Annotated in this window: 11 protein-coding genes and 1 pseudogene; 10 read left to right on the top strand and 2 right to left on the bottom strand. The window is 72.7% G+C overall.

Annotated features, from left to right (window positions below):
* The 10 genes from C1J00_RS30905 to lgt form a co-directional block, all read left to right on the top strand.
* Positions 1–871: chorismate-binding protein (locus C1J00_RS30905; protein WP_180989753.1), on the top strand; the 871-nt coding region annotated here is incomplete at its 5' end.
* A 42-nt stretch (positions 872–913) separates the two neighbouring features.
* Entirely contained in the window at positions 914–1,555 is a 642-nt protein-coding gene (locus tag C1J00_RS30900; protein ID WP_102912286.1) for a TIGR02234 family membrane protein, read from the top strand.
* 109 nt (positions 1,556–1,664) lie between these two features.
* Complete coding sequence (locus tag C1J00_RS30895) at positions 1,665–1,916, top strand: HGxxPAAW family protein (RefSeq protein WP_102912285.1); 252 nt, start codon at positions 1,665–1,667, stop codon at positions 1,914–1,916.
* 83 nt (positions 1,917–1,999) lie between these two features.
* Entirely contained in the window at positions 2,000–2,434 is a 435-nt protein-coding gene (locus tag C1J00_RS30890) for a DUF2752 domain-containing protein (RefSeq protein WP_102912284.1), read from the top strand.
* Positions 2,435–2,618: 184 nt separating this feature from the next.
* The gene (gene trpC / locus C1J00_RS30885) at positions 2,619–3,428 is read left to right on the top strand and encodes an indole-3-glycerol phosphate synthase TrpC (protein WP_102912283.1); all 810 of its coding nucleotides are present in this window, start codon (positions 2,619–2,621) and stop codon (positions 3,426–3,428) included.
* Between the two features lie 21 nt (positions 3,429–3,449).
* Entirely contained in the window at positions 3,450–3,617 is a 168-nt protein-coding gene (trpM, locus tag C1J00_RS45560) for a tryptophan biosynthesis modulator TrpM (RefSeq protein WP_179878816.1), read from the top strand.
* Between the two features lie 135 nt (positions 3,618–3,752).
* Complete coding sequence (gene trpB / locus C1J00_RS30880) at positions 3,753–5,036, top strand: tryptophan synthase subunit beta (RefSeq protein ID WP_102912282.1); 1,284 nt, start codon at positions 3,753–3,755, stop codon at positions 5,034–5,036.
* The gene (gene trpA, locus C1J00_RS30875; RefSeq protein WP_102912281.1) at positions 5,033–5,851 is read left to right on the top strand and encodes a tryptophan synthase subunit alpha; all 819 of its coding nucleotides are present in this window, start codon (positions 5,033–5,035) and stop codon (positions 5,849–5,851) included. The genes trpB and trpA overlap by 4 nt, the downstream gene beginning before the upstream one ends.
* Positions 5,852–5,937: 86 nt before the next feature.
* Positions 5,938–6,714, top strand: a complete 777-nt coding sequence (locus tag C1J00_RS30870) for a DsbA family protein (protein WP_102912280.1) — start codon at positions 5,938–5,940, stop codon at positions 6,712–6,714.
* Positions 6,715–6,798: 84 nt separating this feature from the next.
* Entirely contained in the window at positions 6,799–7,749 is a 951-nt protein-coding gene (gene lgt, locus C1J00_RS30865) for a prolipoprotein diacylglyceryl transferase (protein WP_102912279.1), read from the top strand.
* A gap of 61 nt (positions 7,750–7,810) precedes the next feature.
* Here the strand turns inward: lgt and C1J00_RS30860 are convergent, their stop codons facing one another.
* Together C1J00_RS30860 and C1J00_RS30855 are read right to left on the bottom strand one after the other, a co-directional pair.
* On the bottom strand, positions 7,811–8,638 hold the full coding sequence (locus C1J00_RS30860) for an HpcH/HpaI aldolase/citrate lyase family protein (protein WP_102912278.1): 828 nt from the start codon (positions 8,636–8,638) through the stop codon (positions 7,811–7,813).
* Positions 8,635–9,813 (bottom strand): annotated as a pseudogene (locus C1J00_RS30855) (CaiB/BaiF CoA transferase family protein); the annotation flags it as partial. The gene C1J00_RS30860 and the pseudogene C1J00_RS30855, both read right to left, overlap by 4 nt.
* Positions 9,814–9,908 lie beyond the last annotated feature (95 nt).

The following is a 9,908-nucleotide window of genomic DNA, read 5'->3' as shown; positions in this document are numbered from 1 at the left end:
GCCCCCGGCCGTCCTGCCGCCCTCCGAGCTCCCCGAGTACACGGCGCTGTGGGGCGGCCCCGACTTCCAGGCGGCCGTCGAGGACGTCAAGGAGCGCATCCGGGCCGGCGAGGCCTTCCAGGTGGTCCCCTCCCAGCGCTTCGAGACGCCGTGCACGGCGAGCGCGCTGGACGTCTACCGGGTCCTGCGGGCCACCAACCCGTCCCCGTACATGTACCTGTTCCGCTTCGACGGGTTCGACGTCGTCGGCTCGTCCCCCGAAGCCCTGGTCAAGGTCGAGGACGGCCGGGCCATGGTCCACCCCATCGCCGGCACCCGCCGGCGCGGCGCCACCCCGCAGGAGGACCAGGCCCTCGCCGACGAACTGCTCGCCGACCCCAAGGAGCGCGCCGAGCATCTCATGCTCGTCGACCTGGGCCGCAACGACCTGGGGCGGGTCTGCGAGCCCGGCTCGGTCGAGGTCGTCGACTTCATGTCCGTCGAGCGGTACTCGCACGTCATGCACATCGTCTCCACGGTGACCGGTCGCGTCGCCCCGGGCCGCACCGCCTTCGACGTCCTCACCGCCTGCTTCCCGGCCGGCACCCTCTCCGGCGCTCCGAAGCCCCGCGCCATGCAGATCATCGACGAACTGGAACCGTCCCGGCGCGGGCTGTACGGCGGCTGCGTCGGCTACCTCGACTTCGCGGGCGACTCCGACACCGCCATCGCCATCCGCACGGCCCTCCTGCGCGACGGCACCGCCTACGTCCAGGCCGGCGCGGGCGTCGTCGCCGACTCCGACCCGGTCGCCGAGGACACCGAGTGCCGCAACAAGGCGGCGGCGGTGCTGCGGGCGGTCCACACGGCGAACAGGCTGGGAAAGGCCTGAGATGAACCCCCGGGTGACGGTTCGCCCGGGGTTCAGGCGATAGTGGGGTACGTGACTGCTGTACCTCACCCCCGTTCCGAAGCCCCCGGATCCGCCCGGGCCGGCCGCCTGAGCCTCGCCGTCGCCCTGCTGAGCGGCGCGCTCGGCGCGGCCGTGGCGCTGCTCGCCACCCGGCAGCAATGGTCGGAGGGCACCGCGACGGTGGCCGGTGGCGCCTTCCCCCTGACCGCCAAGGGCAGCGATGTCACGGGTGTGCCCGCGGCGCTCGCCATAGTGGGCCTCGCCGCGCTCGTCGCCGTCTTCGCCGTCCGCCGCGCCGGCCGCTTCGCCGTCGCCGGGCTGCTCGCTCTCTCCGGCGCCGGCATCATCACCGCGGCCCTGCTCGGCGCCTCCGACAGCTCCGCGCTCGACGAGCAGGCCGCCCAGGCCTCCGGCGACACCTCGGCCTCCGTCGACACCCTCAGCCACACCGCCTGGCCGTACGTCGCGGTCGTCGGCGGTGCCCTGATCCTCCTGGCAGGGCTGCTCGCCCTGCGCTACGGTCGGCTGTGGCCCGCCATGTCCGGCCGCTACGAGCGGGGCGGCACGCCCCAGCCGCGCCGCAAGGCCCCCGCCGTCGACCCGGACCGGCCCGAAGACCTGTGGAAGGCACTCGACCGCGGCGAGGACCCGACCGGGGCCTGAACCGGCCCATGAGCGCGGGGAGCACCCCCGCTCACCCCGCGGGCGCGCGTGCGGGACAATGGGCCCGAGCGTCCTGCTCAGACACGCACACAGCAACGAGGAGCAAGCAATGGCGGGCAGCAGCCACGGTCACACCCCGGCCGCCTGGACCGGTGTCACGATCGCCTTCATCGGTTTCTGCGTCTCGGGCGCGTTCATGGTGCTGGACCAGCCCCTGGGCTTCTGGGCGGGCATGGTCGTCGTGCTCCTCGGCGGTGTCGTCGGCGCCATCATGCGGATGATGGGCCTCGGCCAGCCCAAGGAAGCGCACCAGCCGCACCGGATGACCGGCGACCGCGAGCCGGCCGGCGCCGGGAGCTGACCCCGCGACACAGCACGTCCTCACGTGAGGGGCGGGCCGGCACAGTGGTGCCGGAACCGCCCTTCACGTGTGTGCGGGGCACAATGCATACCGTGAACGCCGAGAGCCGAAGGGTGACGCCGAGCGTCCCGAGCCGCCTGGCCGTCCCCACCGGGGTGCTGGCGGCCGTCGCCGCCGCCTTCGCCTACGTGGGCACCGTGGACCCCAACGAACCCGGCCACTACCCCGCCTGCCCGCTGCTGCGCTACACCGGCCTCTACTGCCCCGGCTGCGGCGGCCTGCGCAGCGCCCACGCCTTCGTCCACGGGGACGTCCCGGCGGCGCTGCACGCCAACGCGCTCGCGACCCTCGGCTATCTGGCCTTCGCCGTGCTGTGGACCGTATGGGTGGTGCGGGCGGTCCGCGGGCGGCCCCTGCGGATCGACCCCCGCCCGGGGCTGGTGTGGGGCCTCGGAGCGTTGCTGCTGGTCTTCACGGTTGTCCGGAACCTGCCCTTCGGTGGCTGGCTCCATCCTTGATCCGCGGGCCGGAGTCCAGTATGGGGCGCCTCCCGCCCGAGCCATGCGAAGCTGGTTCGAGGGTGGGGTGGGACCGGCGTCAACCGGATGTGAGGCCTACGCCCCGCTGCGGATACCATCGCAGTGACCATCGGTTTCCGATCGGTCGCTGGAACTGTCAAGAGTCTGGAAGGGGGCCGCTCGCGTGAGTGTGCTCGACGAGATCATCGACGGAGTCCGTGCCGACCTCGCGGAGCGGCAGGCGCGCGTCAGCCTCGACGAGCTCAAGGAGCGCGCGGCGAAGGCGCCCGCGGCCAAGGACGGCGCGGCCGCACTGCGCGGCGACGGCGTCAAGGTCATCTGCGAGGTCAAGCGCTCCAGCCCGTCCAAGGGCGCGCTGGCCGCGATCGCCGACCCGGCCGGACTCGCCGCTGACTACGAGGCGGGTGGCGCGGCCGTCATCTCCGTCCTCACCGAGGAGCGCCGTTTCGGCGGCTCGCTCGCCGACCTGGAGGCGGTACGCGCCCGCGTGGACATCCCGGTCCTGCGCAAGGACTTCATCGTCACGTCGTACCAGCTGTGGGAGGCCCGCGCCTACGGCGCCGACGTCGTGCTGCTGATCGTCGCCGCCCTCGACCAGCCCGCCCTGGAGTCCCTCATCGAGCGCGCCGAGTCCATCGGGCTCACGCCGCTCGTCGAGGTGCACGACGAGGACGAGGTCGAGCGCGCGGTCGACGCCGGCGCCCGCGTGATCGGCGTCAACGCGCGCAACCTCAGGACCCTGGAGGTCGACCGCGGGACCTTCGAGCGCGTGGCACCGGAGATCCCCGGTCACATCATCAAGATCGCCGAGTCCGGCGTCCGCGGCCCGCACGACCTGATCGCCTACGCCAACGCCGGAGCCGACGCGGTCCTGGTCGGCGAGTCCCTCGTCACAGGCAAGGACCCGAGGACGGCGGTCTCGGACCTGGTGGCGGCCGGCGAGCACCCCGCACTCCGGCACGGCCGGAGCTGATCACCGGCTAGGCTTGCCCCGATGACTCCCACCCTGACGACCGTGGACCGGTACGCCCGCCTCGCGCGCGGCTGCCGCCCCCGCGGCTGCCGTGCGCCCGCGCGCCGCGTGCACGGCCGCCGCGTCCGGTACGTCATCGGTGACGAGCCGGGCCAGGTCAACGGCATGCGATGGCAGCGCGCCCTCTAGGGGCGCGGGGCTCTTGTCGATGTGCGGCTACCGCCGCGCGGGCGCGACCAGCCGAATACGGCCCGCAGCCAACAGCCAGACCCTGCCCCCACGGCGATCAGTGCATTCACACACACTCACCGTGAAGGTTTCCGCATGCCCAGCCAGTTCTTCATCCCCGACCCCGAGGGTCGAACCCCCAACCCCGAAGGCTACTTCGGGACGTTCGGCGGCAAGTTCATCCCGGAGGCCCTCGTCGCCGCAGTCGACGAGGTGGCCGTCGAGTACGACAAGGCCAAGCACGACCCCGAGTTCGCCAAGGAACTCGACGACCTCCTGGTCAACTACACCGGCCGCCCGTCGGCCCTCACCGAAGTCCCCCGCTTCGCCGCGGAAGCGGGTGGCGCACGGATCTTCCTGAAGCGGGAAGACCTCAACCACACCGGCTCCCACAAGATCAACAACGTCCTCGGCCAGGCCCTGCTCACCAAGCGCATGGGCAAGGCCCGGGTCATCGCCGAGACCGGCGCCGGACAGCACGGCGTCGCCACGGCCACCGCCTGTGCCCTCTTCGGCCTCGAGTGCACGATCTACATGGGCGAGATCGACACCCGGCGTCAGGCCCTCAACGTGGCCAGGATGCGCATGCTCGGCGCCGAGGTCATCGCCGTGAAGTCCGGCAGCCGCACGCTGAAGGACGCCATCAACGAGGCCTTCCGCGACTGGGTCGCCAACGTCGACCACACCCACTACCTCTTCGGCACCGTCGCCGGACCGCACCCCTTCCCGGCGATGGTCCGCGACTTCCACCGGGTCATCGGCGTCGAGACCCGCCGCCAGCTCCTGGAGCGCGCCGGACGCCTCCCCGACGCGGCCGTGGCCTGCGTCGGCGGCGGCTCCAACGCCATCGGCCTCTTCCACGCCTTCATCCCGGACACCGGCGTCCGCCTCATCGGCTGCGAGCCGGCCGGGCACGGCGTCGAGACCGGTGAGCACGCCGCGACCCTCACCGCCGGCGAGCCCGGCATCCTGCACGGCTCACGCTCCTACGTCCTCCAGGACGAGGAGGGCCAGATCACCGAGCCGTACTCGATCTCGGCCGGTCTCGACTACCCGGGCATCGGCCCGGAGCACTCGTACCTGAAGGACTCCGGCCGCGGCGAGTACCGCGCGGTCACCGACGACGCGGCGATGCAGGCCCTGCGCCTGCTGTCGCGCACCGAGGGCATCATCCCGGCCATCGAGAGCGCCCACGCGCTGGCCGGCGCCCTGGAGGTCGGCAAGGAGCTGGGCAAGGACGGGCTGATCGTGGTCAACCTCTCCGGCCGCGGCGACAAGGACATGGACACCGCCGCCCGCTACTTCGGCCTGTACGACACCGACGCCCAGGTCGCCGAGGACGCCTCCGGCACCGCCGAGATCGAGGGGGATGCCAAGTGAGCGGGAACATCCGGCTGTTGAGCGACACCCTCGCCGCCGCGAAGTCCGAGGGCCGGTCCGCCCTCATCGCCTACCTCCCGGCCGGGTTCCCGACCGTGGACGGCGGCATCGAGGCGATCAAGGCCGTCATCGACGGCGGCGCCGACGTCGTCGAGGTGGGCCTGCCGCACAGCGACCCCGTCCTCGACGGCCCCGTCATCCAGACCGCCGACGACATCGCCCTGCGCGGCGGCGTGAAGATCGCCGACGTGATGCGCACGGTCCGCGAGGCCCACGCCGCCACCGGCAAACCCATCCTCGTCATGACGTATTGGAACCCGATCGACCGCTACGGCGTCGAGCGGTTCACCGCCGAGCTCGCCGAGGCGGGCGGTGCCGGGTGCATCCTGCCCGACCTGCCCGTGCAGGAGTCGGCACTGTGGAGGGAGCACGCGCACAAGCACGGTCTCGCCACCGTGTTCGTCGTCGCGCCCAGCAGCAAGCACGAGCGGCTCGCGCAGATCACCGCGGCGGGCAGCGGCTTCGTCTACGCCGCGTCCCTCATGGGCGTCACCGGCACCCGCGCCAGCGTCAGCAACCAGGCCCAGGACCTGGTGGAACGCACCCGGGCCGCCGGCACCGACCTGCCGGTCTGCGTCGGGCTCGGCGTCTCCAACCCCGCCCAGGCCGCCGAGGTGGCGGGCTTCGCCGACGGCGTGATCGTCGGCTCGGCCTTCGTCAAGGCGATGCTGGACGCCCCGGACGACGCGGCCGGTGTGGAGGCTGTGCGCGTCCTCGCCGGCGACCTGGCCAAGGGCGTGCGCGGACAGGCGTAGGAAGCCGGGAAGTCATACAGGTCCCTCGTACGGGTGGACCTGGGGCCGGGGAGGCGCGGTGCGCCTCCCCGGTTCGTTTCCGGGGTGTGAGCGAGAAGAACCGTGAGGGAAAGCGCACCGCCCGGGAGAAGCTGGCGGTCGAGCGCGAGAAGCAGAAGTCCGCGGACAAGCGCCGACGCGCGCTGATCATGGGCGGCGCCGTCGTCGCCGTCCTGGCACTCGCGGCGGTGATCGGCGTCGTCGCGGCCAACGCCGGCAAGGACGACGACAGCGAGGCCTCGGGCCCGGTCGTGGCCCCCTCGGGAGCGCAGGGCAAGGACGGCCTGGCGATCCCGGTCGGCAAGGACAGCGCCAAGTCCACGCTCACGGTCTGGGAGGACTTCCGCTGCCCCGCGTGCAAGTCCTTCGAGACGGCGTACCGGCCGGTGATCCACGAATTGACGAACGCCGGGCAGCTCAAGGTCGAGTACCACCTGGTCACCCTCATCGACGGCAACATGCGCGGCACCGGCTCCCGCAACGCCGCCAACGCCGCGGCCTGCGCCCAGGACGCCGGCAAGTTCCCCGCGTACCACGACGTGCTCTTCGACAACCAGCCCCCGGAGGTCGACGACGCCTACGCGGACAACGGCAAGCTGATCGAGCTGGCCGGCAAGGTCGACGGCCTGGACACCCCGGCCTTCCGCGCGTGCGTCGAGGACGGCAAGCACAACGCCTGGGTCGCCAAATCCCACCAGGCCTTCGACAAGGGCGACTTCTCGGGCACGCCCACTGTGCTGTTCGACGGCAAGAACATCTACCAGGACCGGACGATGACCCCGGCCAAGCTGAAGCAGATGGTGCAGGAGGCGAACCAGGGGTGAGGGGCGCTCTCACGCCCCCGTTATGGACCCGTAGCCGGGCCGCCCGCCCTCGGCCACGTGCGGCACGGTAGCGTCGACCTTGCCATGGAACTTGCCTTCATTCCCAGCCCGTCGCGCGGTGTGCTGTACCTCGGCCCCATTCCGCTGCGCGGCTACGCGTTCTGCATCATCATCGGCGTCTTCGTCGCGGTCTGGCTCGGCAACAAACGCTGGATCGCCCGGGGCGGGCGGGCCGGCACGGTGGCCGACATCGCTGTCTGGGCCGTGCCCTTCGGCCTCGTCGGCGGCCGCCTCTACCACGTCATCACGGACTACGAGCTGTACTTCAGCGAGGGCCGCGACTGGGTGGACGCCTTCAAGATCTGGGAGGGCGGCCTCGGCATCTGGGGCGCCATCGCGCTCGGCGCGGTGGGCGCGTGGATCGGCTGCCGCCGCCGTGGCATCCCGCTGCCCGCGTACGCCGACGCCATCGCACCGGGCATCGCCTTCGCCCAGGCGATCGGCCGCTGGGGCAACTGGTTCAACCAGGAGCTGTACGGCAAGCCCACCGATCTGCCCTGGGCCCTGGAGATCACCTCCTCGTCGGACGGGCGGGTGCCGGGCACCTACCACCCGACGTTCCTGTACGAGTCGCTGTGGTGCATCGGCGTGGCGTTCCTGGTCATCTGGGCGGACCGACGCTTCCGGCTCGGGCACGGCCGGGCGTTCGCGCTGTACGTCGCCGCGTACTGCACGGGCCGGGCATGGATCGAGTACATGCGGGTCGACGACGCCCACCACATCCTGGGCCTCCGCCTGAACGTGTGGACCGCGATCTTCGTGTTCCTGCTCGCGGTGACGTACCTGGTGGTGTCGTCGAAGAAGCGGCCCGGTCGGGAGGACGTCGTGGAACCGGCCGCCGAGGCCACCGGTGACGACGCCGACGGCGACGAGAAGTCCGAGAAGTCCGAAGATGCCGGCAAGGACGACGAGGCCGCGGCCGAGTCCGATTCCGACGCGGCCAGGAACGAGGCCGGGTCCGGGAAGAAGACCTGACGGTCTGACCCATGTGACATGCCGAGAGCGCCCGGGGATCGTCCCGGGCGCTCTCGGCATGTCAGCGGCGGCGCGCCAGGGACAGGGTGCGCCGGGCGGCCGTCACCACTGCCGCGTCGATGAAGCGGCCGTCCGGGAGGGCCTGGGCGCCCTGCTCCGCGGCGGCCGCCTTGAGGACCGTCTCGGCCCGCTCGATGTCGGCCTCGGTGGGCAGGTAGGCGCGTTCGATCACCGGGAGCTGACGGGGGTGGATCGCGGCGCGGCCGAGGAAGCCGAGGGCACGGCCATGGGCGCAGGAGGCGGCCAGCTCGTCCAGGTCGCGGGTGTCCGGGTGGACGGACTGGGGCGGCGGGGGCAGACCGGCGGCCCGGGCGGCCACCACCACCCGGGAGCGGGGCCAGTCGAGGCCCGTGTCGTCGCGTACGCCGAGGTCGGCCCGCAGGTCGGCCTCGCCGAGGGCGATACCGCACAGGTTCGGATGGGCGGATGCGATGGCGTGTGCCCGCTCCACGGCGAGGGCCGTCTCCAGGAGGACGTACAGGTCGGTCGAGGCGGCCCGGCGTGCGACACGGGCGACCTCGGAAGGTGAGGTGATCTTGGGGATGCGGAGGCCGCCGAGCCCGGGGGCCGGCGCCAGGACCGCGATGTCCTGCCCGCCCCAGGGGCCGTCCAGGGCGTTGACGCGTACGTGGACCGGAACGGCCGGCGGGCCGGCGAGCAGGTCGGCGGTGGCCGCGCGCGCGTAGGCCTTGCGGTCGGGGGCGACCGCGTCCTCCAGGTCGATCACGACGACGTCGGCGCCGGAGGTGAGGGCCTTCGCCACCACGTGGGGGCGGTCGCCCGGGGCGTAGAGCCAGGTGAGCGGGAACGCCGCCGGGAGCGCCGTCACAGGGCGCCCTCCGCGCGCAGCGCCGTGACGTCGTCCGGGGTGAGACCCAGTTCGGTCAGGACCTCGTCGGTGTCGGCGCCGTGCGGGCGGCCGGCCCAGCGGATCGCGCCGGGCGTGGCGGAGAGCCGGAAGAGGACGTTCTGCATGCGCAGCGGGCCGAGTTCGGGATCGTCGACGGTGGTGATGGTGTCCAGGGCCTGGTACTGCGGGTCCGCCATCACGTCCCGGACGTCCTGCACCGGGGCGACCGCCGCCTCGGCCTTCTCGAAGGCGGCCAGGACGTCGGTGCGGGTGCGCGCGGCGATCCAGCCGCCGACCGCCTCGTCCAGGACGTCGGCGTGCCGGGCGCGGTCGGCACCCGAGGCGAACCAGGGCTCGTCGATCAGTTCCGGGCGGCCGACCAGGCGCATCACGCGTTCCGCGACCGACTGGGCCGAGGTGGAGACCGCGACCCAGGTGCCGTCCGCGGTGCGGTAGACGCCGCGCGGGGCGTTGTTGGGGGAGCGGTTGCCGGTGCGGGGCTGGACGTGCCCGAGCTGGTCGAACCAGAGGGGCTGGGGGCCGAGGGCGGCCAGGATCGGTTCGATCAGGGCCATGTCGACGACCTGGCCCTCGCCGGTGTGCTCGCGTGCGGCGAGCGCCGTCATCACCGCGTACGCCGTCGTCATTCCCGCGATGGAGTCGGCCAGGCCGAACGGCGGGAGGGTCGGGGGCGCGTCCGGTTCGCCGGTGATCGCGGCGAAGCCGCTCATCGCCTCGGCGAGGGTGCCGAAGCCTGGACGGTGGGCGTAGGGGCCGAACTGGCCGAAGCCGGTGACCCGGGCCAGGACCAGGCGGGGGTTGACGGCCGACAGCTCAGGCCAGCCCAGGTCCCACTTCTCCAGGGTGCCGGGGCGGAAGTTCTCGATGATCACGTCGGTGCCGGCGGCCAGGCGCAGCAGGGTGGCGCGGCCCCCGGGCTTCGACAGGTCGAGGGTCATGGTGCGCTTGTTGCGGCCGAGCATCTTCCACCACAGGCCCACGCCGTCCTTCGAGGGGCCGTGGCCGCGGGAGGGGTCGGGCTTCGTCGGGTGCTCGATCTTGACGACCTCGGCGCCGAAGTCGCCGAGCAGCGTGGCGGCCATGGGGCCGGCGAAGAGGGTGGCGAGGTCGAGGACGCGGAGGCCGGTGAGGGGCGCGACGCGACGACCTCCCGGTTGGCCGGGCGGTCAGGCCGGCGACGCCGGAGCCGACGACGACCACGTCCGCGGCGATGGACCACCCGGGGGCG

It is taken from the genome of Streptomyces cahuitamycinicus (assembly GCF_002891435.1).
Taxonomy (GTDB): Bacteria; Actinomycetota; Actinomycetes; order Streptomycetales; family Streptomycetaceae; genus Streptomyces; species Streptomyces cahuitamycinicus.
This window is presented reverse-complemented; position numbering and strand designations above follow the sequence as displayed.